39 protein-coding genes are annotated in these 20,270 nt (G+C 47.9%); 36 read left to right on the forward strand and 3 right to left on the reverse strand.

The window, feature by feature from the left end; translation table 11 throughout:
- The first annotated feature begins 1 nt into the window (after position 1).
- From rbfA to rpsO, 5 genes are all read left to right on the forward strand, one after another.
- On the forward strand, positions 2-379 hold the full coding sequence (gene rbfA / locus BUA83_RS04130) for a 30S ribosome-binding factor RbfA (protein WP_072934926.1): 378 nt from the start codon (positions 2-4) through the stop codon (positions 377-379).
- Positions 357-1,304: a DHH family phosphoesterase gene (locus BUA83_RS04135; RefSeq protein WP_072934927.1), complete on the forward strand. Its 948-nt coding sequence runs from the start codon at positions 357-359 to the stop codon at positions 1,302-1,304. The genes rbfA and BUA83_RS04135 overlap by 23 nt, the downstream gene beginning before the upstream one ends.
- Positions 1,301-2,173 (forward strand): tRNA pseudouridine(55) synthase TruB, encoded by an 873-nt coding sequence (gene truB, locus BUA83_RS04140; protein ID WP_072934928.1) that lies wholly within the window; start codon positions 1,301-1,303, stop codon positions 2,171-2,173. The genes BUA83_RS04135 and truB overlap by 4 nt, the downstream gene beginning before the upstream one ends.
- 14 nt (positions 2,174-2,187) lie before the next feature.
- Positions 2,188-3,132, forward strand: a complete 945-nt coding sequence (locus BUA83_RS04145) for a bifunctional riboflavin kinase/FAD synthetase (RefSeq protein WP_072935080.1) — start codon at positions 2,188-2,190, stop codon at positions 3,130-3,132.
- A 95-nt stretch (positions 3,133-3,227) separates the two neighbouring features.
- Positions 3,228-3,494 (forward strand): 30S ribosomal protein S15, encoded by a 267-nt coding sequence (rpsO, locus tag BUA83_RS04150; RefSeq protein WP_072934929.1) that lies wholly within the window; start codon positions 3,228-3,230, stop codon positions 3,492-3,494.
- A gap of 168 nt (positions 3,495-3,662) precedes the next feature.
- Here rpsO and BUA83_RS04155 read toward each other — a convergent pair whose 3' ends face one another.
- From BUA83_RS04155 to BUA83_RS04165, 3 genes are read right to left on the reverse strand one after another with little or no spacing between them, the layout of a single operon-like run.
- On the reverse strand, positions 3,663-4,730 hold the full coding sequence (locus BUA83_RS04155; RefSeq protein WP_072934930.1) for a site-specific integrase: 1,068 nt from the start codon (positions 4,728-4,730) through the stop codon (positions 3,663-3,665).
- Between the two features lie 14 nt (positions 4,731-4,744).
- Positions 4,745-5,308 carry a 3'-5' exonuclease family protein gene (locus tag BUA83_RS04160; RefSeq protein WP_072934931.1) on the reverse strand — a complete coding sequence of 188 codons (564 nt, stop codon included), beginning with the start codon at positions 5,306-5,308 and terminating at the stop codon, positions 4,745-4,747.
- 25 nt (positions 5,309-5,333) lie between these two features.
- Entirely contained in the window at positions 5,334-5,849 is a 516-nt protein-coding gene (locus tag BUA83_RS04165) for a helix-turn-helix domain-containing protein (protein ID WP_072934932.1), read from the reverse strand.
- A gap of 150 nt (positions 5,850-5,999) precedes the next feature.
- On the opposite strand from BUA83_RS04165, the gene BUA83_RS04170 reads away from it, so the two are divergent.
- The 31 genes from BUA83_RS04170 (at position 6,000) to BUA83_RS04290 (ending at position 20,267) form a co-directional block, all read left to right on the forward strand.
- Positions 6,000-6,215, forward strand: a complete 216-nt coding sequence (locus BUA83_RS04170; protein ID WP_072934933.1) for a helix-turn-helix domain-containing protein — start codon at positions 6,000-6,002, stop codon at positions 6,213-6,215.
- A 30-nt stretch (positions 6,216-6,245) separates the two neighbouring features.
- A complete protein-coding gene (locus BUA83_RS04175) occupies positions 6,246-6,467 on the forward strand; it encodes a hypothetical protein (protein ID WP_072934934.1) in 222 nt (73 codons plus the stop codon).
- Between the two features lie 15 nt (positions 6,468-6,482).
- On the forward strand, positions 6,483-6,680 hold the full coding sequence (locus tag BUA83_RS04180) for a hypothetical protein (RefSeq protein ID WP_072934935.1): 198 nt from the start codon (positions 6,483-6,485) through the stop codon (positions 6,678-6,680).
- Between the two features lie 181 nt (positions 6,681-6,861).
- The gene (locus BUA83_RS12890; RefSeq protein WP_268793925.1) at positions 6,862-6,984 is read left to right on the forward strand and encodes a hypothetical protein; all 123 of its coding nucleotides are present in this window, start codon (positions 6,862-6,864) and stop codon (positions 6,982-6,984) included.
- Positions 6,981-7,916, forward strand: coding sequence for a recombinase family protein (locus tag BUA83_RS04185; RefSeq protein WP_072934936.1), 936 nt, complete (start codon positions 6,981-6,983; stop codon positions 7,914-7,916). Before BUA83_RS12890 ends, BUA83_RS04185 begins: the two co-directional genes overlap by 4 nt.
- Positions 7,906-8,082, forward strand: a complete 177-nt coding sequence (locus BUA83_RS12600) for a hypothetical protein (protein WP_159430465.1) — start codon at positions 7,906-7,908, stop codon at positions 8,080-8,082. Before BUA83_RS04185 ends, BUA83_RS12600 begins: the two co-directional genes overlap by 11 nt.
- Positions 8,083-8,156: 74 nt before the next feature.
- Positions 8,157-8,321, forward strand: coding sequence for a hypothetical protein (locus BUA83_RS12605; RefSeq protein ID WP_159430466.1), 165 nt, complete (start codon positions 8,157-8,159; stop codon positions 8,319-8,321).
- Positions 8,308-8,769, forward strand: a complete 462-nt coding sequence (locus BUA83_RS04190; protein WP_072934937.1) for a siphovirus Gp157 family protein — start codon at positions 8,308-8,310, stop codon at positions 8,767-8,769. The genes BUA83_RS12605 and BUA83_RS04190 overlap by 14 nt, the downstream gene beginning before the upstream one ends.
- Before the next feature lie 10 nt (positions 8,770-8,779).
- Positions 8,780-9,433: a DEAD/DEAH box helicase family protein gene (locus BUA83_RS04195; RefSeq protein ID WP_072934938.1), complete on the forward strand. Its 654-nt coding sequence runs from the start codon at positions 8,780-8,782 to the stop codon at positions 9,431-9,433.
- A complete protein-coding gene (locus tag BUA83_RS04200; RefSeq protein WP_072934939.1) occupies positions 9,434-10,003 on the forward strand; it encodes a hypothetical protein in 570 nt (189 codons plus the stop codon).
- Positions 10,004-10,009: 6 nt separating this feature from the next.
- Positions 10,010-12,430: a DUF927 domain-containing protein gene (locus tag BUA83_RS04205; protein ID WP_094756455.1), complete on the forward strand. Its 2,421-nt coding sequence runs from the start codon at positions 10,010-10,012 to the stop codon at positions 12,428-12,430.
- Between the two features lie 232 nt (positions 12,431-12,662).
- On the forward strand, positions 12,663-13,991 hold the full coding sequence (locus BUA83_RS04210) for a DEAD/DEAH box helicase (RefSeq protein WP_072934941.1): 1,329 nt from the start codon (positions 12,663-12,665) through the stop codon (positions 13,989-13,991).
- Complete coding sequence (locus BUA83_RS04215) at positions 13,988-14,368, forward strand: VRR-NUC domain-containing protein (RefSeq protein ID WP_072934942.1); 381 nt, start codon at positions 13,988-13,990, stop codon at positions 14,366-14,368. The genes BUA83_RS04210 and BUA83_RS04215 overlap by 4 nt, the downstream gene beginning before the upstream one ends.
- Positions 14,304-14,609, forward strand: coding sequence for a hypothetical protein (locus tag BUA83_RS04220; RefSeq protein ID WP_159430468.1), 306 nt, complete (start codon positions 14,304-14,306; stop codon positions 14,607-14,609). Before BUA83_RS04215 ends, BUA83_RS04220 begins: the two co-directional genes overlap by 65 nt.
- Entirely contained in the window at positions 14,606-15,187 is a 582-nt protein-coding gene (locus BUA83_RS04225; RefSeq protein WP_072934944.1) for a DUF5651 domain-containing protein, read from the forward strand. The genes BUA83_RS04220 and BUA83_RS04225 overlap by 4 nt, the downstream gene beginning before the upstream one ends.
- A complete protein-coding gene (locus tag BUA83_RS04230; protein ID WP_094756456.1) occupies positions 15,187-15,795 on the forward strand; it encodes a hypothetical protein in 609 nt (202 codons plus the stop codon). The genes BUA83_RS04225 and BUA83_RS04230 overlap by 1 nt, the downstream gene beginning before the upstream one ends.
- Positions 15,776-16,033, forward strand: coding sequence for a hypothetical protein (locus tag BUA83_RS04235; protein WP_072934945.1), 258 nt, complete (start codon positions 15,776-15,778; stop codon positions 16,031-16,033). The genes BUA83_RS04230 and BUA83_RS04235 overlap by 20 nt, the downstream gene beginning before the upstream one ends.
- A complete protein-coding gene (locus tag BUA83_RS04240) occupies positions 16,014-16,436 on the forward strand; it encodes a hypothetical protein (RefSeq protein WP_072934946.1) in 423 nt (140 codons plus the stop codon). The genes BUA83_RS04235 and BUA83_RS04240 overlap by 20 nt, the downstream gene beginning before the upstream one ends.
- Positions 16,436-16,630: a hypothetical protein gene (locus BUA83_RS04245; protein ID WP_072934947.1), complete on the forward strand. Its 195-nt coding sequence runs from the start codon at positions 16,436-16,438 to the stop codon at positions 16,628-16,630. The genes BUA83_RS04240 and BUA83_RS04245 overlap by 1 nt, the downstream gene beginning before the upstream one ends.
- A complete protein-coding gene (locus tag BUA83_RS04250) occupies positions 16,620-16,895 on the forward strand; it encodes a hypothetical protein (RefSeq protein WP_072934948.1) in 276 nt (91 codons plus the stop codon). Before BUA83_RS04245 ends, BUA83_RS04250 begins: the two co-directional genes overlap by 11 nt.
- Before the next feature lie 19 nt (positions 16,896-16,914).
- Positions 16,915-17,127 (forward strand): hypothetical protein, encoded by a 213-nt coding sequence (locus BUA83_RS04255; RefSeq protein ID WP_072934949.1) that lies wholly within the window; start codon positions 16,915-16,917, stop codon positions 17,125-17,127.
- A 190-nt stretch (positions 17,128-17,317) separates the two neighbouring features.
- Positions 17,318-17,524: a hypothetical protein gene (locus BUA83_RS04265; RefSeq protein ID WP_072934951.1), complete on the forward strand. Its 207-nt coding sequence runs from the start codon at positions 17,318-17,320 to the stop codon at positions 17,522-17,524.
- On the forward strand, positions 17,517-17,669 hold the full coding sequence (locus tag BUA83_RS12610; RefSeq protein WP_159430469.1) for a hypothetical protein: 153 nt from the start codon (positions 17,517-17,519) through the stop codon (positions 17,667-17,669). Before BUA83_RS04265 ends, BUA83_RS12610 begins: the two co-directional genes overlap by 8 nt.
- Positions 17,666-17,827, forward strand: coding sequence for a hypothetical protein (locus BUA83_RS12615; RefSeq protein ID WP_159430470.1), 162 nt, complete (start codon positions 17,666-17,668; stop codon positions 17,825-17,827). Before BUA83_RS12610 ends, BUA83_RS12615 begins: the two co-directional genes overlap by 4 nt.
- Complete coding sequence (locus tag BUA83_RS12465; RefSeq protein WP_200795971.1) at positions 17,820-18,473, forward strand: DUF3310 domain-containing protein; 654 nt, start codon at positions 17,820-17,822, stop codon at positions 18,471-18,473. The genes BUA83_RS12615 and BUA83_RS12465 overlap by 8 nt, the downstream gene beginning before the upstream one ends.
- Positions 18,448-18,921 (forward strand): hypothetical protein, encoded by a 474-nt coding sequence (locus BUA83_RS04275; RefSeq protein ID WP_072934952.1) that lies wholly within the window; start codon positions 18,448-18,450, stop codon positions 18,919-18,921. Before BUA83_RS12465 ends, BUA83_RS04275 begins: the two co-directional genes overlap by 26 nt.
- Positions 18,918-19,088 (forward strand): hypothetical protein, encoded by a 171-nt coding sequence (locus BUA83_RS12620; RefSeq protein ID WP_159430471.1) that lies wholly within the window; start codon positions 18,918-18,920, stop codon positions 19,086-19,088. The genes BUA83_RS04275 and BUA83_RS12620 overlap by 4 nt, the downstream gene beginning before the upstream one ends.
- Complete coding sequence (locus tag BUA83_RS12625; protein WP_159430472.1) at positions 19,066-19,224, forward strand: hypothetical protein; 159 nt, start codon at positions 19,066-19,068, stop codon at positions 19,222-19,224. Before BUA83_RS12620 ends, BUA83_RS12625 begins: the two co-directional genes overlap by 23 nt.
- A gap of 181 nt (positions 19,225-19,405) precedes the next feature.
- Positions 19,406-19,696 (forward strand): hypothetical protein, encoded by a 291-nt coding sequence (locus BUA83_RS04285; protein WP_072934954.1) that lies wholly within the window; start codon positions 19,406-19,408, stop codon positions 19,694-19,696.
- A complete protein-coding gene (locus BUA83_RS12630; RefSeq protein WP_159430473.1) occupies positions 19,696-19,833 on the forward strand; it encodes a hypothetical protein in 138 nt (45 codons plus the stop codon). The genes BUA83_RS04285 and BUA83_RS12630 overlap by 1 nt, the downstream gene beginning before the upstream one ends.
- A gap of 2 nt (positions 19,834-19,835) precedes the next feature.
- Positions 19,836-20,267 carry a hypothetical protein gene (locus BUA83_RS04290; RefSeq protein ID WP_072934955.1) on the forward strand — a complete coding sequence of 144 codons (432 nt, stop codon included), beginning with the start codon at positions 19,836-19,838 and terminating at the stop codon, positions 20,265-20,267.
- Positions 20,268-20,270: the final 3 nt, after the last annotated feature.

Below are 20,270 nucleotides of genomic sequence, written 5' to 3' on the forward strand. Positions count from 1 at the left end.
TATGGGACAATTAAGAATGGAAAAAGTCCAGGAGCTCATGAAGCAGGAGATAAGCAAAATTCTCCTGCAGGACGTTAAGGATCCGCGTATCGGGTTCGTGACGGTCACTGATGTGCACTGTTCACCGGATTTGCGGAACGCACGTGTATTTGTGAGCCTTATGGGCAGTGAGGAGCAGATGAAGGACTGCTGGAAGGGACTGAAAAGCTGCTCCGGATATATCCGTCGTGAGCTTGGAAGCCGTGTGCGCCTGCGTTATACGCCGGAGCTCACCTTCGCGCTGGATACATCACTTGCCTATAGCGCACATATTCAGGAGCTTTTACTTAAAATAGAAAAAGAAGAAGGACATGACGATGGGGAAGAAAATCGGGCTTAAAGAGACCGCTGACTGTCTGAAAAATGCTGATTCAGTCATAATAACGTCACATGTAAGTCCTGATGGTGATGCCATCGGTTCTACACTTGCTCTCTGTGCTTACATGCGCGGAATTGGCAAAAAGGCGGATGTCGTAATTGACGATGAGCTGCCGAGAAGCATGTCATTTCTTCCGGGCTATGATGATATTTTGAGACCTGAGGATTACAAGGGCAGTGCCGGAATGCTTGTCATTGTTGATACGGATTCAAGCCGTATCGGGGGCGTGGCTGAGATTTCCAATGGCCTTCCAATACTCAATATTGACCATCACATCTCAAATAATGGGCTTGCGGACTATATCTTTATTGAAAAAAGTGCTGCGGCCGCGGAGATGGTCTATGAGATTTTGACAGAGCTTAAGGCAGAACTGACACCGGAAATAGCATTTCCTCTTTATACAGGGCTTGCTACGGATACAGGCTTTTTTAAGTTTTCAAATACACGGTCCTCAACAATGAGGGCTGCTGCGGCTCTGATAGATGCTGGCGCCATGCCGCATGTTGTTTCGGAAGCGTTGGAGGCAAAACCTGTGGAAATGGTCCGAGGTCAGATGGAGGCTCTTCAGACTATGGAGCTGACTGCCGGCGGACGCGTCGCAGGTCTTTTTCTTGACAGGGAGCTTATGGAGCGCCTGGAGTCTACAGAGGGCTTTATAGACATGGTGCGTGTAATTGAAGGCGTAGATGTTGCTGTCCTCATTAAGTGTGTGGACGAGAATGTCTGCCGCGTCAGTATGCGCTCCAAAGGTCTTGATGTCAGCAAGGTCGCGGGAGAATTTGACGGCGGCGGTCATATAAGGGCGGCAGGCTGCACTCTTAAAATGCCGCTCGCCGATGCAAAAAAAGCAGTTCTTGATGCGATTGAGAGGGCACTTGAGGCATGAAAGACGGATTCATCAATTTTTTGAAGCCGCCAGGCATGACATCCCATGATGCTGTGGGCTATGTCCGCAGAATTATGAAAGTGAAACGTGTCGGCCATGCGGGGACACTGGACCCGGGAGCTGCAGGGGTTCTTCCTGTTGCGGTGGGAAGGGCTGCACGGCTTATAGAATACCTTGACGAGGTGTCAAAGTCGTACCGTGCCGAGCTGCTTTTTGGTATTGAAACAGACAGCGGCGATGACCTTGGAGAGGTTGTTGAACGCTCTGATGCACCGATGCCTGATGATGAAGCTATACAGAAGGCTGTTCTTTCACAGACAGGAACGATAGACCAGATTCCGCCTGTGTATTCGGCAGTAAAGATTAACGGGCGGCGGGCGTGTGATTTGGCTCGCCGCCATCTTTCTGTAGAGATTCCGTCACGTCAGGTTACAATTTATCGTCTTGATGTACTGGCAAAGCGTGACAGAGGGCTTCTTTTGGATATTGACTGTTCAAAGGGGACGTATATACGCTCTATATGCAGAGATATCGGAAGGGCAGCAGGGATTCCTGCTGCTATGGCATTTCTTCTGCGTACGCGCGTTGGAGCTTTTCAATTGAAGGATGCAGTGACACCTGAGGAGCTTGAAAAACTCGGCGAGGCGGCAGTCAGGGCTCCGGAAGCCTATCTGCAGCACCTTGAACGGTATGATGTGCCAGTGCACCGTATAGCGGCTATGCAAAATGGGCTGCCAAATCATGATAAGTCAGTGAAATTTTCGGATATGCAGCGTCTCAGACTGTACGGGGAAAATAATTTTCTCGGAATCGGTAAATATCACGCGGAGGACGAATCCGTCTATCCTGATAAAATATACCGCGCTTGAAAGGAACAGAAAGCATGGAAGTCATTTCGGACTGGAAGAAGCTATCGGAAAAATGGAAGCACGGGGCGTGTGCCCTCGGAACCTTTGATGGAATCCACCGCGGACATCAGACCGTAATCAGCAGGGCTGTGGAATACGCGAAGGAGCATGGAGTGCCGTCAGTGGTGTTCACCTTCTCGAATCATCCCCGTTCTGTTGTTTCGCCCGATAAGGCTCCGCTTTTTATCGAGGATGCGGAGGTACGCCGTATGCACATGAAGCGCATGGGTGTTGATATGCTGTTTGAACCTCTGTTTACAGAAGAAACAGCAGCAATGGAATATAAAGATTTCCTGAAGCTGCTCAAGGAAACTCTAGCACCTTCCTTTGTGGCTGTTGGACCGAATTATACCTTCGGACGAATGGGGGCAGGCAGTGCTGATACACTTAAGGCAGAGGGCGAAAATTTCGGTTTTACTGCTGAAATCTGCAGTCCTGTGTTTGAAAATGATGAAATGATATCCAGTACAGGCATACGCCGGTTTATTCGTCTTGGTAAGCTTGACGAAGCAAACAAATGGCTGGGGCATCCTGTTACAGCCTACGGCGAGGTCATGCATGGAGATGCCAGAGGCCGTCTTTTGGGTTTTCCGACAGCTAATCTTGAGCTGTCTGATAAAGCGGTCTCTCTTCCAAAGGGCGTATATGCGGTTCGGGTGACGATTGATGGAGAGGTTTATGGCGGAGCAGCCAATATCGGCTCAAATCCTACCTTCGGAATCATGGAGCCGCGGCTTGAGGTGCATGTACTGGACTTTTCAGGGAATCTGTATGGCAAGAAAATTCTCGTGGAATTTTTGAAGCTGCTGCGACGGGAAGAAAAATTTCCTTCGATACAGGCTCTGATAGCACAAATGGAAAAGGACAAGGCAAAGGCGGAAGAAATATTTCGTTTACAAGCAGATAGCCTTGTGCTATAATTTTATAGGTTTTAATACGTCCGCAGCGAAGACAGCGAGGCACTCCGACGCTGCCTTGGATGCCGGATGAAGTAAATGCATTTAGGAGGAAGAAAATGTTAACACAGGAAGCAAAATCGGAAATCATCGCAAAGTATGCAGTTCATGAGGGCGACACGGGTTCCCCGGAAGTCCAGATTGCTGTTCTTACAGCTCGCATTGCATACCTGACGGAACATCTTAAGGAGCACAAAAAGGATCATCATTCCCGCCGTGGTCTTCTGAAGATGGTCGGTCATCGCCGTCGTCTGCTCAGCTACCTTTACAAGAAGGATATTGAGCGTTATCGTTCCATCATTGCAAAATTGAATCTCCGTAAGTAATTCCAAAAAGCGAGGCTTTTGCCTCGCTTTTTTCATGAAAAATTTATTTTACTAGAGGATTTTTAGTTTTGGGTGTAGAATACCTGAATAATTAAAGCCGTATTCCCTTGATTTGACGGGGAATACGGCTTTTTTATTTTTATTTTTGACCAACGTTTGACCAACATTTTACATTTTAGACTCGAGCAGACGTGCTATGCCGGGGTCATCGTCGTGGTACATATGCGAGTAAGTGGACAGGGTAATCTGGGAGTTTTTGTGCCCGAGGCGGTGCGATATGGCCGTGATGGGGACTCCAAGTTTTATGAGGAACGATGCATGGGAATGACGGAGGCCATGGACCTTGATATACGTGAGTCCTGCTTTTTCGGACCACTGTCGCATGCACACGCGAAGCCTGACGCGCGAGACTCCGAAGAAGCCGGTTTTAGGGATGGTGTTCCAGTTTTTCGCGAAATCTTTTATCCGCTGCATGATGCTGTGGGGCATGGTAATCTCCCTGTACGAGGATTTAGTCTTCAGGGGGACAGCTTCCCCGCTATCGTCTGCGGCCTGCTTCACTATGATAATATCACGGTCAAAGTCGAAGCTGTCTTTTCCAAGGCCGCAGAACTCCGCTATGCGAAGCCCCGAATAAAAGAGAACATCAAAGCAGAGCTTGAAAAGCTCATAGTTTTTATTGCCTTTTCCTGCCTCTATAAAGCGGTCGTAATCATCTTTCTCCCAAAAATCTAAACGCTTATTGACCTTGCCGATAGGCTTCAGTCCCGTCATAGGGCTCTTCGGGAGGTAATCCAGTTTTACTGCGTAGTTCAAGAGAATTATGAGCTGGGAGTTTATGTTTCGCAGGCGGTTTTCACTTAATGGTTTGCCGCCGCGCAAGGATAACTGCTTCATGAGCCAGTCCTGCCAGCGTACAATGACAGGTCGGGTGAGCTTCGAGAGGGGGATATCTCCTAATTTTGGAACTACATAGAGGCGCAGAATACTGTCTTTCTGCAAATATGATGAAGGCCGAAGCCGTGTTTTCATACTCTCAAGGAAAAGGGAGGCAAGGTGCGATACCGTCATATCAGGCGTAGCTTTCCTTGCGTCTTTGTAATCGCGTTCGTACTTCAGAGCGTCTTTTTTAGTTTTGAAACCGCGCTTAGTCGTCGATGACGATTTGCCGGTCCAGTCTTTATATCGAAATTTAGCGTACCAGGTGCGCTTTTCTTTGTCGTAATATGCTGACATAGACCATCATTCCTTTAATCATAATAGTCATAATCATCTTCATTTTTTCTGGATAATATCTTTTTCATTTTTCCCTTTTTTCTCTGGTACAGAGCACATAGGATGTCATAAACCATCTCAGGCTTCGAGCCTCCATAATCGCAACCGAATTTGTCCAGGACATCATCCATGGTGTAATGGTCCATTTCATACCATGCACATACAATATCCTGCACATCAACATAATTGGCTGGAAGGTCTCCGCATTTTGCGTGCAGAACACTGCGCTGGTAATTGGAAAAGTAAACCACGTTACCTTTTATATATGGTTCGATGGTAGGCCAGTATTCCTCGAATGTAGGAGCATTCTGTACGTCCTTCTCGGATATGTGGTTATAGTATGTGAATGTCCATGATTTTGTCTTAGGTTTGATAAGCTGCTCTTCCGAGAATATTACATTGCCATTGTCCACAACATGAACAGAAACCTTGCATACGCTTTTATGGCTTTTGTTTGCAGTCTCGAATGCGATTACAGTAACCAGAAAAGGTACTGGCGGATAATCTGTATGCGTGCGGAATATATCAAAGAATCCCATAACAAAACCTCCATCCTTCTGCGATTTATTGCTTAGTGTCTTTAGGCAAGGACTGTATAAGTGATGCTACAGTCTCCTTATCCTTGTCTGATAGTGAACGGTAAGATTCTATCAGGGCCTTTTCCTTTTGGCCCTCGACGATTATCGGCATATTCTTTCTTGTTTCGGGATCGGCGGTACTAGAAAGATAATTAAGGTATCCAGCCAGGCTTCCGAGGGGTGTACTAGATGGATGTCCTTTGGATTCGATGAAAATTGGATTTCCGGATGCTACACATACGGCTTCTGCAGCCATATTTCCTTTATTATCCTTATTATCCTTGTCATCATTAAACGGCAATTGAACCCATCCCATCAGTTCGCCAGGAGATACACCAAGTTCTTTAGCAAACTGCATAATCTTAGACTGTGGAATATCAGCCTTTCCCTTTTCAATCTTATTTATAGAAGCACGGGATTTATATCCCATCTTCTTTGCTAATTGTTCCTGAGACATTTTGAGCTCTTCCCGGCGCTTTTTTATATTTTCATATAACGTCATGATATTCACTTCCCTCCTATATCGATTATATCAATCTGTAAATGATACGGCAACAAAATTTGTATTTTGATAAAAATACTTGTTGACATTCATTCAACGGAGTAGTATTCTATGCATGTAGAAAAAACTGCTACATGGGGAGGTGAGTGTATGACAAACACGGTAGAGCTTGAAATCGCTATTATCCGCGCAGGACTGAGGAAAAAGCAGGTCGCGGAGGCATTAGGCATCACGAAGGAAGGGCTTCGGTTAAAGATGAATAATAAGACCGAGTTTACTGCAAGTGAAATCGCGACGCTCTACAAGCTGTTGAATCTCAATTTCGAGAGCCAGCAGAAAATTTTTTTTACCCAGAGTGTAGAATGAGCTTCTACGAATTAAGAAGGAGGACGTAAAATGAAATTCACTATCGCAGAATGGATCTTGATCCAGGCTGTTATCTGTGAGGAACTCGTTCGTACATCGGCGGTCATCGATGAAATGGAAGCAAAGGGCATCCCGCAGGGGAAAACATGGCCTGATGGTTCAAAGACGGAAGATTTTGAATACAGCATGATGAAGCATCGGCGGAACGTCCTCAATAACATCTTGACGAAGCTCAATAACGAGGAGATTTAAAGGAGGCGAAGGAACATGAACGCCAAGACTGATGACGTTTTTGTCAGAAGCGCTGAATTGCAAGAAATGTTAGGCGTGAAAAGGACGAAGGCGTTCTTAATCATCAAGCAGCTCAACAAGGAGCTTGCTGATAAAGGATACATCACTATACGCGGCCGCGTACCGCGCAAGTATTTCTACGAGAGGCTGGGTATCGTGGGGGCGAAAGCATGATGTACTGGATTAAAGAAGTTTTAGGGTGTGTGGTCGTGGCGGCGGCCTTTGCGTCGCTGGCGTTTTAAAGGAGGAAGCAGAATGATGTACTTATGGAATTCCCTCACGGAATGGGGGCAGGCGGTCGTATCGTCAATGATTCTCTTAATACTCGCCGCGCTCTGTTTAGGGTGGATGTGAAATGAGGTTTAAGGAATTCTTATCCGGCCTGGCGCTGGGGTTCGGCGGAGGATTTTTCATCGGCTTTATTACTGCCGTGTATGCGGCGGTGACGCTCTTCGGAACGGCGGCGATGCCGGGATGAACTACGGATATGTCAGGGTATCAACCACAGAACAAAATATCGACCGACAGATTCGCGCAATGAACGAGAAGGGCATTGAGCATATCTTTGTGGATAAGTTTACCGGGATATCCTTCGACCGTCCGAATTATGAGAAGCTGAGACGGCGAATGAAAAGCGGTGACGTGCTTTTTGTTAAAAGTCTTGACCGATTCGGGCGTAAATATACAGCCGTTCTCGAAGAATGGCGCTATCTCGCCAAGAAGGGCGTAGCGGTCGTGGTAATGGATATGCCAATTCTTGATACCCGTAATAAGGACGGGAATCTCATGGGCAAATTTATTGCTGACCTTGTCCTTTCAGTACTCTCGTTTGTAGCAGAAAGTGAGTATAGGAATATCCACGAGAGACAGCGGCAGGGCATCGAGGCCGCTAAAGCTCGGGGCGTAAGGTTCGGCAGGGCAAAGAAACCGATTCCTGAAACCTTCTGGGATGCTGCCGAAGGTGTCCGAAAAGGAAAGCTCACCTTCGTAAAGGGCGCAAAAAGTGCTGAAATGTCTCGAACGACCTTCTGGAATGCGTATCAGAAGTACATCAAAGGGGAAGTGAAGCCGGGTAAAGAGTCGCTTCCGATATGTCCATATTTGAGGCGGGTCCCGAATGCCAATGATTGCCTGGACTGCTTCAGGCCGAATTGCAGTTTCGAGGATGAGAAGAATGACTTTGAGGTCAGGGAGCCATACCGTCCGAAATACAACCCGGAGGTAGCATCCTCAAAAGCCAGGGAGCGAAGGGAGCGCAGAATTGCGGCGGGGCTATGCCCATTATGTGGAGTAAATCCCCCGGAGGAAGGGAAAAAGGCTTGCCGTGAATGCCTGGATAAAAGAAAAGAATACCATCGTTACAAGGTTATGCAGAAAATACGAAGGGAGGTGAGCAAGGATGACGACTAAGTTTGATATCGGCATGGCAAGGCTTCTGATGATGGCCTGCGATGCGGACGCCAGGAGCGACACATGCAGCGCTGCGGCCGTCTATGCGGATACGGTTCTGCTGTCTGATGCGGCAGGCGTTTACTCTGAATGCATCAACAAGTATGACGAGCTTTTCGGGGAATAGAAAAGGCCGCCTGTTGCAGCAGACGACCAGAAAGCTAATTAAAGCTACTTACATTATAACACAGGAGGTAAATCATGGAATACGATGGCGTTATTTTACAGGACTATGGCAGCGGGTTGGAATTCAACCTCACAGAAGTCCATGAGATAGTTGGAACAATCACGATGAACGGCAAGGATTATCTGCTGGTTCGCCGTGAGGCAAAAACGGAGGAGGTTAAAGAGGATGAAACTGTATGAAATCAATGCAGCCATCGCGGGCTGTGTAGACATGGAAACCGGAGAAATCATCGACGAGCAGGCACTTAATACGCTCGCCATGGCTAAGAAGGACAAGGTCAGGAACATTACCTGCTGGATTAAGAATCTTCTGGCGGAGGCCAAGGCACTCAAGGAGGAGAAGGACGTTTTCGCGGCACGTCAGAAATCTGCGGAAGCAAAGGCCGAGAGTCTCAAGAGATACCTTGCCGAGCAGTGCGCGGGAGAGTCGTACAAGGAGCCTGAGTTCTCCATCAGCTGGAGGACGTCAAAGCAGGTCATTGTCGATGACATCAATGGCGTACCCGATGAATTTCTCGTCCAGAAGGACCCGCAGCCTGACAAAGCGGCGCTCAAAAAGGCTATCGAGGCGGGCGCGGTATTCGAAGGCGTACAGCTCATCGAGAAGCAGAACATACAGATTAAATAAGGAGGTTAATATGGGACTGCCGGTAATTATTTATGGCAAGAGCGGCAGCGGAAAATCCAGATCACTGAAGTTTTTCGCGCCGGATGAAATCCTCTACATCAATGTAGAGTCGAAGGCCCTGCCGTTCCGCCAGCAATTCAGATTCGTAGCAAAAACCGACAATGTAACACAGATTCAGGGACAGCTTGCCAAGATGTCCGATGCGAAGGTCAGGACTGCAGTCATTGATGATGCAGGGTACATCATGACACATCTCTTTATGAGGAATCATCGCTTCATGAAGGGCGGAGCGCAGTTTGACATGTACAACGAAATAGCGGACAGCATGTACAATCTCGTGAAGTTCGTCAAGGAGGAGCTTCCTGATGACAACATCGTGTACATCGTCATGCATGAGGATACCTCGGATATGGGAATGACGGTTCTCAAAACTCTGGGGAAGCTTCTCGACCAGAAGGTCTGCCTGGAAGGAATGGTGACTATCGTCATCCGCTGCATGAGCAAAGACGGGGAGCATTTTTTCCGAACGGTAACAGACGGGAACGATATTACGAAGGCTCCTGAGGAGCTGTTTGAGGATGAGCAGATTGACAACAATCTCAAATTTGTGGATGACAAAATCCGCGAATTTTATGGGATTAAGAATAATAAGGGGGACAAGTAAATGTTAAATGTCGATTTTTCAAATGTCAGTGAGAGTGTAGATTACAAGCGTCCGGGTGCCGGCGTGTACTGCTGCAGGATTGTTGATGTGGAACACAATCAGGACAAACAGTACATTAAGGCATACCTCGATATCTGCTACGGCGAATTCAAGGATACGGGAAAATCCGTAAAGGACCGTACAGGTCAGGACTGGGGATACATTAACACGTACTTCTCCTATAAACCGACTGCACTCGGTATGCTGAAGCACTCGCTGCATGTGGTGGCGGATTCCTCGAAAATCGAGCCGAAAACTCTGGAGAAGGAGTTCAACGAGACCGAGGGAAAATGTCTCATCGGAAAATACGTCGGTATTGTTATCGGCGAACAGGAATACAAGGCCAAGGATGGCAGCATTAAAAAGACTCTGGCGCTGCCGAAGCTGGTACTGGCTGCCGATGCAAAAGACCATCCGGAGAAGTTCGAAGTACCTGCGCTGCAGAAGCTGGCCGAAGATGAAAAACCTCATGATGTAACCACTGGCGGTATCAACGGTACAACTGTCTCGGAAGACGAGCTTCCGTTCTGATTGCCTATGTTAAGGATAGATTGGGACAGAATCCCTGACGTAGACGGAGAGCCGTTGACGCTGATGGATATACTGCCCAAGCTGTCCAACGTGAAACAGCTGGAAGGCGGCGAGTATCAGGCCGCCTGTCCCTGCTGTGAGCGTTCGGATCGTGACGGGCATCATTTATATCTGACAGAAAAAAACGGATATCTCGAAATGAACTGCCAGCGCTGCAAGCAGACTCAGAGGGTAATCATGGATGCTATTCAGGCCAACGAGCCGCCAATAGTAATGACTTCGGCACCCAGGCGGAAAAAGGAAAGCTATGAAGTCATAGAAAACATTGAATATGTGTACCGGAATCCTGATGGGACTGTAGCGTTCTGGAAGTACCGGAAGAAATTCTCGGATGGGCATAAGAAATTCTCATTCAAGGGACCATCGGGGTTCTTCAAAAAGCCTGAAGGTTCCATATGGATATATGGACTGGATAAAATGCAGCAGGCTGACCGCGGGCAGACACTGTACATCGTCGAAGGCGAAAAATGCGCCGATGTGATGACGCAGCATGGATTCCTGGCGATATCAACCTGCACGGGTTCGAAGCCGCACATCAGCTTCACGGATGAGGAGAAGGTTCTCCTGAGTGAGTTCAAAAATAAGGTCATTATCCCTGATAACGATGCTCCCGGCATGGAGTATGTGAAGGCCTGGGAGAATGTAAAGGTTCTCCGTCTGCCCGACATATGGCCTGAATGTCCTCCGAAGGGAGATGTAGCAGACTACTTCGATGTAGGGCTGCCGAAATCCGCCATCGTGAATTATAGGTTTGTGGATATCGACCTGCCGATTTACGTCGGGCAGAAATACAAGGTAGATTTCTCGGGCGTATGGGCAAGGAAAAAGGCCGAAGATGAAAACTACACTGTACAGACTGCACCGCATGCCATTGTTCCATACCGCAGATTTAAGGACGTATGGACCGGCGATGAGAAGTATGAAATAGCATATTTCCGCGACGGCCAGTGGCGGTTCGTGACTGTTCCTGCTGCGGAGCTGTTCAACGGGAAAATGCTGCAGAAATACGCTATCGCGGGACTGATGATATCAGGAACAAACGCGAAGTACATCGCGGATTACCTCATTGATTACGTGAGTAAGAACAAGCTGGAAGCGAATCCGACATCCAGCAGGATTGGATGGCACGATGACGAGTTCATTCCATACACGGGCAGGACGAAGCTTGACTGTGGTTCTGAAGCTATCATGAGGGCGGTAATTCCCCTCGGGACGTTCAACGGATGGCTCTCAGGGGTGCAGGACGTATGGAAAACACGTCCTGAGGTATGCGCCTTCATGGCGGTAGGTATGGCCTCGGTGTTAATCGGACGGGAGCAGGCAGACACATTCGTCTGTGAGTTATTCGGAACGACGGAGCTGGGCAAGACGAAGGCACTGGAAATCGTTGCATCGATGTTCGGGCTGCCAACGACTAACGGGCTGATGTTCATCATGGATTCTACGGATAATTTCGCATTCGAGACACTGAACACGCTGAATAATATTCCGCTGTGTCTGGATGAGAACGAAGCCAAGAGGAACAGCTTCGAGTCCCAGAAGATGCGTTCGCCGGAGAATTCCTGGCTGTACAAAATCACTGCAGGCAAAGGCCGCCAGCGCATGATATCAGGTCACGAAACAGAACGGCCTACGAGGTGGAACACGACAGTGCTCGTAACGGGAGAATCATCGATGACGAACGAGTATACTGCCGAAGGCGCTCTGAATCGAATCATCGGGGTAAATATATCCAGGCCGCTGACGAAGGACTTCCAGAAGCTGACTCATGCCATAAAGCACAATTACGGCCATGCCGTGAGGAAGTTTGCAGAGGAAGTAATAAGCCTCGGAAACATCGAGTCAGCACTCGAGAAAGCCTATAACGAAGTCAGCAGCACAAACGAGCATATAACGGGCAAGATGAAAAACAACGCCTCCTATGTATGGCTGGCATACCAGCTCATGGAAAAATTCATGGGTGAAGGTGCTCTCACGCTGCCTGTTCTGTGTTCCTACCTCAAGACGAAGCAGGACGTTGACTCGACCGAAACAGTGTATCAGACGATTACTGACTGGCTGGGAGCCAAGGACTCCAACCTCAGAATCGGTTCTGATTATGTACTGGCTTCGGATGAACGGTCTATGGACCATTACGAAAACACCGGCGAGATTATCGGTGTGAAGCACAACGGGTATATCACGGTAAATAAGCTGAAGCTCGACCAGCTTCTCCAGTCGAATTTCGGAAAACCGTTCAAGGATTTCGCAGCCAAGCTCGCGGATGCCGGGTATATTATTCCGGGCGAGAGCAACGGCAAGCGTTTTTATGCAGACAATGCTAGTTGGAAGGGAGTCAGATTCAAGGGTGTTAAAATCGTAATTTGACAAAAATCCTCGAAATTTCTCAAATTGCTCCTACTTTCCTACTTTCATTTTACAAAGTAGGAATAAAAGTAGGAACGCCAAAATCCTTAGTATATCAAGGAATATGTATATTATTTATTATTTATTCCTACTTTCCTACTAAAAACAATACTCTTACATGTAAAAAGGCAAATAAATATATATAAGGGGGTATCTTTTATGGTAGGAATGGTAGGAACGTGGAGGTGAAATTATGGACCTGAGGCCATATCAACAGACGCTGGTTTCAACTACGAAGACTAAATTCAGGAACGGGGAGCATTCCGTTCTGGTGGTTCTCGGGTGCGGTGGCGGTAAGTCTGTTATAGCAGCCAAGATTGCGAAGCAGACCACGGATAAAAATCATGATGTTATATTCATCGTTCATCGGCGGGAGCTGTGCGAGCAGATTCGAAGGACCTTCAATCTGTGCGGAGTGAATCCTGAACGGTGCCGGATTGAGATGGTTCAGACGTTATGCAGGAGAAGCTTCCCGAAGCCGAAGCTCCTGATCATCGACGAGGCGCATCATGTGATGGCGGATTCCTATCAGAAGGTACTGGATAAATGCAAGGGTTCGTACGTTATCGGGTTCACTGCAACGCCTGAGAGACTCGACGGAAAATCCCTGAAGGATGTTTTCGGGACTGAAATCAAAGGGCCTACGGTTCAATGGCTGATTGACCATAAATTCCTCAGCGACTACACGGCATATAATGCTCCGCTGCTGTCGACGGAGGGAATGCACATCCGCCACGGCGACTACGTGAAGGATGATATCGATGCTGCCATGAGTACGAAGCTCTTCGGGGACGCGGTCAATAACTGGAAGCGGATAGCGAACGGCAGGAAAACCATTGTTTACTGCCATTCGGTGGAAGCTTCGAAACAGATTGCCGAGGCCTACAGAGCGCAAGGCATATCCGCCGCACATCTTGACGGGACGACTCCGAAAAAGGAACGGGAGTCTATCGTTCAGGCATTCCGGGACGGAACTATTGAAGTTCTTTCAAATGTTGACCTGTTCGGGGAAGGATTCGATGTTCCTGACTGCGAATGTGTGCAGCTTCTCAGGCCGACAGCTTCCAGAACGGTATTCGTGCAGCAGTCGATGAGGTCGATGCGGTATCAGGAAGGCAAGCATGCAATCATTCTCGACCATACTGAGAACATCGCAAAATTCGGCACGCCGAAAAACCTTGCTCCTGTGGTTGAGAGGAAAAAGCAGCAGAAAAAGAAAAATGACCTGCCGGTCAAATACTGTCCGAAGTGCCTGGCGGTCATAGAGTCAGGTCAGACTGTCTGCCCTTACTGCGGGTATGAGCTTCCGCGGGACGAGCGAAAAAGTCCTGAGCTGGTTGAATGCAGCCTGAAGGAAGTCGAGGAACGGAGCGTCATGATTCCGCAGACGTTTGCGGATATCGTGAATATCCAGAAAAGGGCCGGATATAAATTCGCATGGTGCATATACAAGGCCCGGGAATGGAAAATACAGATACCGAGCAAGTACAGATTCTACGCAAGGAGGATACTGGGATATTGAGCGAAACGAAGATGATGCATGAGTGCATGATTGCGTTATCAGCGAGAGGGTATAAAGTGTTCAGAACGAACGTGGGCAAGGTTCGGATGCATGACGGCAGATGGTTCGACACGGGTCTTCCGAAAGGACATTCTGACCTGTACGGGTTCGGGCATGACGGGAAAATCTTCTATATTGAGACGAAGGTAAAACCGAACAGGCCTACAGATGAGCAGATATTATTCCTTCATGCAATGATTCAGTCAGGAGCGTATGGCGGAATTGCTTATTCGGTGGATGACGCGGTCGGCATCGCGGAGGGGAGACCGGAATATGCCAAAAGCATTGAACAAAGTTATCAGCGATTATGTGAGCGGAAGAGACCCGAACGGAAATAGCACTGCATGGCTGACTCTGCTCGGTTTGTGCGAGGATACCGAGCTGAGGATTTATCTGTTTTTCTCCAGAGCGTGCGGAGCAGAGCTTGCCCCGGATAAAAAGTACGGAATAAAGCTCGTTCCCTTCGGAGATAAAACATTATGGGAATGGCTGCGGAAAAACGTATTCATTCCCAAAGGGGATTACCTCTGCAGTCTCCTGAAAAGGACTGCGGAAATCGAGGAGGTTTTAAGAACATGAACACATATCTCGGCAGAAGCGAGAAGGAATTATTCACGAGGCTTGATGCCCTTCTGGGTACGGCTATGGAAATCAAAGAGAAATATGAAAAAACGAAGGGGCCGGACAAGGAATTTATGAAAGCACTCAGGATGGGAATTACATGGCTTGACAAGGCCCTCATCCGAAGGATGCTGATGCTTGAGCCGGACGCGCGGGAGGACCTGAAGCGCAACGCAGCGCACATGAAGCTCCTGCTGGTGCCTAACGACAAGGCAAAATTCGAATTTGACCAGATGAGGAAAATGAACAGTGTGCTGCATGTGAAGGTTGACGACTTCGAGGACTGGTACGAGGGCGTTATCCCGAATACATGCGGACGGTGCAGAATAAAGGATTATGCGAAATGCAAGCAGAGAAGGTTCCTGAGGGAGTACGGGATTTATCCCGTGAACCTCAATGCAAAGGGAACATGCGAATACAACTATCTGGATGCAGGCATCGACCTGGATAAGATGGTGCAGGAAGCATACGACAAGAAGCTTAGTAAAGAGGAGCTGGCGGAAGTCCTCCAGCAGAAATTCAATGAGGTGAACTGATGTTTGAAACGGAGAATATATCAATCGGCGGAGTCAGAGTGTATGGCCTGAACGAATCAATGGCTGCATCAGGATATCCCATGAAAACAAGCGGGATGTCTGTTGATGGTGAATGTGACATGGAGCGTGCGGAAAGCAGGGCTTCGAAGCTGGCCGCCACGGCCATCGGGACGGGACACGATAACTTCCTGAACGGGATAGTAGTACAGTTTGACCTTACGGCGCCGGTGCAGATGTGGCCCGAAATACAGAGATACCATTTCATAGATTTTGTTTCCAGCGGAAGCAAAATGCACGGCCTCGTAAAAGACGAGCTGACAGATGAGTCATTCGATCCGAGAGTATTCGAGTCTGTAAAACAGAAGGTCAGGGATCTGCAGAAGGAATATGCAGCGGACCCGTCGGAGGAACTTTTCCTGGAGCTTCTCATGAACTGCCCGCTCGGATACAAACTGACAGCCAGGATGACAACAAACTTCCGCCAGCTGAAAACAATCTATATGCAGCGGAAAAATCATCGGCTGCCGCACTGGAAGGATTTTTGCAGATGGATTGAATCACTGGATTTTCTGGGGGAGGTTCTGAAAAATGAAGTTCAGACTGTATGAGGATGAGGAAGGGAAGCTGTACCAGGTGATGAAGTATCCTGTTGAGAAGCAGGGCGGCGGTACGCGGTACAGCTATAAAGCGATGTATTCACAGAACAACGGGCAAGGGTGGCACTCCTGCCGCCATCGCTCCCTTTCCTGGGCTGATACTGCAGAAAAGGCAGAACGTGACCTGGAAGCGTTCGCAAAGGAAAAGCATCTTATGGAGGTCGGGAAAAATGATAACGTTCCGGGATGACATTATCCATGGGCTTCGGGTTGCCATAGCGCACTTCGACGAAATGAACGCGAGGGCATCCGCCAAGCTGGGATATCCGATATATGAACCTGTGCTGGCAGCGCTCATGGAAGCGCTTGACCGTGTTCAGGAATATGACAGGATTCTTGGCTGCATACCGAAACCATGCATGGCCTTCATTAACTCCGGCGCGGATGAGCAGTACAAAAAAATCAATTCGGAGCTGACAGAGGCCATGGACGCGTGCTTTGTCGAAAAGGACAGCGAGCATGAATTCGAGGAGCTGTGCGATGTGATTATTGCCTGTGTTACTAGAATGAGTCAGATGAAAAAGACTCAGCAGGAAATTCAGGATAAGATGTGGCTCGTTAACCAGAAAAACGGGCGTCGGGGGTATTTGTGATGAAGGATATCGTGAAGGATATTGAACGCATACAGAAGTGGGCGTGTGATAAGGCAAATAATTCCTGCGAAAAATGTTCTTATTCAGTCTATGGCGGGCGGTATCTCGGTACTGAAGTGTATTCTTGTGCTATTGGTATTACTGCGGACGCGGTGAAGGACAGAGCGAAAGAGATGCAGGACAATGACACTTGAAGAAGCGATTAAGCACTGCGAAGCTGTGGCAAATGCAAAGTGCGATTCGTGCGGTGCAGAACACAGGCAACTTGCTAAATGGTTAGAGGAATTGCGGTTATACAGAGAAGTATATAAAAAGTTGAAAACAGTATCGGACGAGATGGAACGGATAAACGAACCTGAGCCATACAAATGTCCTGATTGCATTGAATTTCCTTGCGGAAGAAAAGAATGTGATAAAAATCATGAAGCTAAAGCGTGTAAATACTTTGAGTTATGGTGAGGAAAGTGAGGGCTGACAAATGAATGCAAAACACTTAATGACCCGAAAGCAAGCTGAGTATTGCTTAGAAATGATGCGGCGTATCAATGAGAATATAAAGGTTCGGACAGCGCGCATGAATGATGATTCTTATGAGTATATAGGGGCACATGATGAAACTTCAGGAACCAGCATCAAAAGTCAGATAACGATTTTGAGGCATGAGCTTATGAAGCTGTCAAAGATGCAGTGAAAGAAGGGACTGACAATGACAGTTAAAGAAGTGATAGCGCACGCTAAAGCCATACGAAAATACTGCGACACCTATAGATGGTGTAAGATGTGTCCTTTCTATGGGCGGATGATTGGGTGCAGATTCCTGTTTAATACTCCTGACGATTGGACATTTAGCGGAATAAGGGAAAAGAACAGGAGGGCTGACGATGGCAAAGTGGACTGAGATTGTCCCGACAGGAGAAATCAAATTCACGATAGAGTTTGAGGATGGCAGCAAATTAGAACATGTTCTGGAACACAAGCTTCTTTCCCCAAAAGAGATAGACAGAGAAGCATTGGAATGGTTCAAGATGGTTTGCGGAGTGAAGGAATTTTACTGGGCTTATGTAGAGGGTGGCGATGCCGATGACTAAGCATAAAACTGTTGCAGAACTGGAATCTGCACTCAACTCTGTTATCATGCAGCTTAATATGGGCATGATTCGGCCGAGGCATGGGAAAAGGCTGATTCAGATGTACCGAAAACAGCTTGAGCGGAAAAGGGAGATGAAATCATGATTGAATGTGACGAATGTATCTGTCATGACTGCCCGAAACGAACGGAGGCGTTCCCGACGGGTGTATGCGGCAGATGTGATATGTGTGAAAAACAAAGGAAGCGCGTAAAGAACGATTCATCATTTTGCGTATGGAAGGGAGAGAAGCTCAATGGTTAGTCCGACGGGAAAGGTTGTTCATAATACTCCGATTCTTAAAAGAGGAGATGAAGCTCCTGCGGTATCGGCTCCATGTCATGTACGAACGGCTAAAACGTGGGAGCTTATCAAGGCTCATTCGGAGACGGGGCTCACGGTACAGCAGATTGCCGAGAAGATGGGCATCAGCGAATTGACGGTCGCGCATGCCGCAAAGAATCATAAGTTTAAAATTCGGGATGAAAATGGGGAAGTACGAGGAGAAACTCTTGTATCCAGGCTTCGGGCGAAGGAAAGGATAACCGGTAAGGTTGAGCTTGAAGAGAAGGAAACTTCATATCAGCCGCCAAAACCTGAGCCGCTGCCGGAACCTGAGCTGAAACCGCAGCCATTGCCAAAGGTTGCCAGTGATTCGGTGAATCATCCAGCACATTATATGCTTCCGGGCGGTGGCGAAACGATAGACGTCATTGAGGACGTGTGCGGAGAGGGAGTAGATGAATACTACCGCGGGAACATAATCAAGTATATCTGCAGATATAAAGAAAAGGGCGGCGCGGAGTCGCTGAAGAAAGCACGCTGGTATCTCAACAGGCTTATCAGTCTGCAGGAGACGAAGGAAGAGATGGAGGCGGAGGAAAATGGACATTCTGAAAATACAGACTGAAATGCTGAAGGAAGAGGTTAAGGGGAATCTTCGGATGATGTGGCACCGTGATGACGATGGGTATCTCTGGATAGTCTGGGACGGAATATTCCTGTTCCGCGTTTCTGAGGAGGAATTTTATCTGAGACTCAGCCCGAAGCGGAATGACTCGAAGGTTGCCAGAATGGTTTTCGACTATGCAGAAAAAGCAACCAACAGACTGCAGGTATCGGACGATATCCGAATCGTTCCGCCAACATACACGGGCAAGGCGCAGAAGATTCTCGGGGACGATGGCAGCTTCGTTTATGTCAGCTGCGGGTATCTCAAGATGGTTACAAAGAACGAGACCGGGAAAATCACCTTCTGGAACAAACCTGACGACAGCGCATCGTCGGTTGTGGTCAAAAGGGACGGCAAGCTGATTGCCGCCATTGCCCCGGTGCGGATTAAGGAGCAGAAAGTATGAAGGACGCGGCAAAGGTAATGCTTAACAAAGCGAAGGATATAAAAGCATGGTGCCAGAACGTGGAATGTGATTCCTGCGTATTTATGCGAAGTAATGGAGCCTGCAGGCTGAATGAAGCTTCGCCTGCCGGCTGGGAGGTAGAAGATGGGATTGAAGAGACAGATTGAACGCCTGCGAAAGTGGGCGTGTATTAAAGACTGTGAAATATGTCCGTGGTGCTATGAAGCTGAATACGGCGAGAGGTTTTGCCCGTTTGATGGTGTAATAAAAGCGGCAGAAGAAAGGGCGAAAGCGAGGGATTGAGGAATGACAAAACTTGACCAATTCCGTGCATTGTTAAACGAATTGTCTGAGAGTGAGTGCAAATACAAGGGCGATAGCAAAGCCTGTGAAGGATGCATATTCAATTATGCTAAGGATGATTTATGTATGAATGCCTTGATTGACAAGAACATTCAGAACATGGCGAAAGCGGGGAAGAGTAATGACAGAAATTAGGCCGTGTTACGCTTTTACGAATAATACGCTGCAGCAGCAGTTTGAGAAAATCCTCGAAGAGATTGAAGAACTGCGCATCGCTATTAAAGAGTATGAAGCCGACCCCGGTAATATTGAGAAATTCGGGCGTATGGTGGAAGAGGCTGTTGATGTCCAGTATGCCATTGAAACATTCCTGAAAATCGCAGGTCTTGATGGCGAAGGTCGGGACGCGGTAAGGGCGATGGTGTATGTAAAAGACAAGATACGCGGATACTTCGATAAGAGGGCGGAGTGATGGATTATATCTTTGTAGGTGTAATTGCCGTAGCAGGGCTTATGTTCCTGCTGACGGTGTTTTACACAAAAGGATATGAGGATGGGTACAGGGCCGGGGAGTTCTGGCAGGATTTTTATGATCACTGGGAGGTGTAGCTGTGACAGAATCGGAAGTCAGGAGCATTTTAAGGCGGGCGTTCAATTCAAAGCAGGCTGTTAAGACTTTGGAGTACAAGATAAAAGAGCTGGAGTCACTCAGGGAGCGTGTCACGCCTTCATATTCCAGTGTGCCGGGCGGCGGTTCGGGAAACAAAATCGAGGATACTACGGAGAAAATCTGCGAGATGCAGCAGAGACTCCGTACAAAGACGGAAAATTTTCTGAAGGATGTTGAACGCGCGGAGGCACTTATTACATTCGCAGAAAGGGAAAATCCCGGATACGGTGTTATCCTGAATCAGCGGTACATTATCGGCTTCAGCTGGTGGGATATCGCGGGTATCAATAATTACTCCAGAGCACAGGTTTTCAGGATTCATGATAGGGCAGTTACGTATATCGCAAACAATGCAAAACATGAGACTAAATGAGAC

Origin of the sequence: Schwartzia succinivorans DSM 10502, from assembly GCF_900129225.1 — a bacterium.
GTDB classification, from domain to species: Bacteria; Bacillota; Negativicutes; order Selenomonadales; family Selenomonadaceae; genus Schwartzia; species Schwartzia succinivorans.

Coding starts and splice junctions, on each gene's coding strand:
- BUA83_RS12465 (WP_200795971.1), top strand. CDS start 17,820: ATGGTTAGTCCGACGGGAAAGGTTGTTCATAATACTCCGATTCTTAAA.
- BUA83_RS12615 (WP_159430470.1), top strand. CDS start 17,666: ATGATTGAATGTGACGAATGTATCTGTCATGACTGCCCGAAACGAACG.
- BUA83_RS12625 (WP_159430472.1), top strand. CDS start 19,066: ATGGGATTGAAGAGACAGATTGAACGCCTGCGAAAGTGGGCGTGTATT.
- BUA83_RS04175 (WP_072934934.1), top strand. CDS start 6,246: ATGAAATTCACTATCGCAGAATGGATCTTGATCCAGGCTGTTATCTGT.
- BUA83_RS12610 (WP_159430469.1), top strand. CDS start 17,517: ATGACTAAGCATAAAACTGTTGCAGAACTGGAATCTGCACTCAACTCT.
- BUA83_RS04155 (WP_072934930.1), bottom strand. CDS start 4,730: ATGTCAGCATATTACGACAAAGAAAAGCGCACCTGGTACGCTAAATTT.
- rbfA (WP_072934926.1), top strand. CDS start 2: ATGGGACAATTAAGAATGGAAAAAGTCCAGGAGCTCATGAAGCAGGAG.
- BUA83_RS04145 (WP_072935080.1), top strand. CDS start 2,188: ATGGAAGTCATTTCGGACTGGAAGAAGCTATCGGAAAAATGGAAGCAC.
- BUA83_RS04135 (WP_072934927.1), top strand. CDS start 357: ATGGGGAAGAAAATCGGGCTTAAAGAGACCGCTGACTGTCTGAAAAAT.
- BUA83_RS12620 (WP_159430471.1), top strand. CDS start 18,918: ATGAAGGACGCGGCAAAGGTAATGCTTAACAAAGCGAAGGATATAAAA.
- BUA83_RS04210 (WP_072934941.1), top strand. CDS start 12,663: ATGGACCTGAGGCCATATCAACAGACGCTGGTTTCAACTACGAAGACT.
- BUA83_RS04265 (WP_072934951.1), top strand. CDS start 17,318: ATGGCAAAGTGGACTGAGATTGTCCCGACAGGAGAAATCAAATTCACG.
- BUA83_RS04245 (WP_072934947.1), top strand. CDS start 16,436: ATGAAGGATATCGTGAAGGATATTGAACGCATACAGAAGTGGGCGTGT.
- BUA83_RS12630 (WP_159430473.1), top strand. CDS start 19,696: ATGGATTATATCTTTGTAGGTGTAATTGCCGTAGCAGGGCTTATGTTC.
- BUA83_RS04165 (WP_072934932.1), bottom strand. CDS start 5,849: ATGACGTTATATGAAAATATAAAAAAGCGCCGGGAAGAGCTCAAAATG.
- BUA83_RS04220 (WP_159430468.1), top strand. CDS start 14,304: ATGCCAAAAGCATTGAACAAAGTTATCAGCGATTATGTGAGCGGAAGA.
- BUA83_RS04170 (WP_072934933.1), top strand. CDS start 6,000: ATGACAAACACGGTAGAGCTTGAAATCGCTATTATCCGCGCAGGACTG.
- BUA83_RS12890 (WP_268793925.1), top strand. CDS start 6,862: ATGAGGTTTAAGGAATTCTTATCCGGCCTGGCGCTGGGGTTCGGCGGA.
- BUA83_RS04240 (WP_072934946.1), top strand. CDS start 16,014: ATGATAACGTTCCGGGATGACATTATCCATGGGCTTCGGGTTGCCATA.
- truB (WP_072934928.1), top strand. CDS start 1,301: ATGAAAGACGGATTCATCAATTTTTTGAAGCCGCCAGGCATGACATCC.
- BUA83_RS04230 (WP_094756456.1), top strand. CDS start 15,187: ATGTTTGAAACGGAGAATATATCAATCGGCGGAGTCAGAGTGTATGGC.
- BUA83_RS04190 (WP_072934937.1), top strand. CDS start 8,308: ATGAAACTGTATGAAATCAATGCAGCCATCGCGGGCTGTGTAGACATG.
- BUA83_RS12605 (WP_159430466.1), top strand. CDS start 8,157: ATGGAATACGATGGCGTTATTTTACAGGACTATGGCAGCGGGTTGGAA.
- BUA83_RS04235 (WP_072934945.1), top strand. CDS start 15,776: ATGAAGTTCAGACTGTATGAGGATGAGGAAGGGAAGCTGTACCAGGTG.
- BUA83_RS04250 (WP_072934948.1), top strand. CDS start 16,620: ATGACACTTGAAGAAGCGATTAAGCACTGCGAAGCTGTGGCAAATGCA.
- BUA83_RS04255 (WP_072934949.1), top strand. CDS start 16,915: ATGAATGCAAAACACTTAATGACCCGAAAGCAAGCTGAGTATTGCTTA.
- BUA83_RS04180 (WP_072934935.1), top strand. CDS start 6,483: ATGAACGCCAAGACTGATGACGTTTTTGTCAGAAGCGCTGAATTGCAA.
- BUA83_RS04160 (WP_072934931.1), bottom strand. CDS start 5,308: ATGGGATTCTTTGATATATTCCGCACGCATACAGATTATCCGCCAGTA.
- rpsO (WP_072934929.1), top strand. CDS start 3,228: ATGTTAACACAGGAAGCAAAATCGGAAATCATCGCAAAGTATGCAGTT.
- BUA83_RS04275 (WP_072934952.1), top strand. CDS start 18,448: ATGGACATTCTGAAAATACAGACTGAAATGCTGAAGGAAGAGGTTAAG.
- BUA83_RS04285 (WP_072934954.1), top strand. CDS start 19,406: ATGACAGAAATTAGGCCGTGTTACGCTTTTACGAATAATACGCTGCAG.
- BUA83_RS04225 (WP_072934944.1), top strand. CDS start 14,606: ATGAACACATATCTCGGCAGAAGCGAGAAGGAATTATTCACGAGGCTT.
- BUA83_RS04195 (WP_072934938.1), top strand. CDS start 8,780: ATGGGACTGCCGGTAATTATTTATGGCAAGAGCGGCAGCGGAAAATCC.
- BUA83_RS12600 (WP_159430465.1), top strand. CDS start 7,906: ATGACGACTAAGTTTGATATCGGCATGGCAAGGCTTCTGATGATGGCC.
- BUA83_RS04205 (WP_094756455.1), top strand. CDS start 10,010: ATGTTAAGGATAGATTGGGACAGAATCCCTGACGTAGACGGAGAGCCG.
- BUA83_RS04185 (WP_072934936.1), top strand. CDS start 6,981: ATGAACTACGGATATGTCAGGGTATCAACCACAGAACAAAATATCGAC.
- BUA83_RS04200 (WP_072934939.1), top strand. CDS start 9,434: ATGTTAAATGTCGATTTTTCAAATGTCAGTGAGAGTGTAGATTACAAG.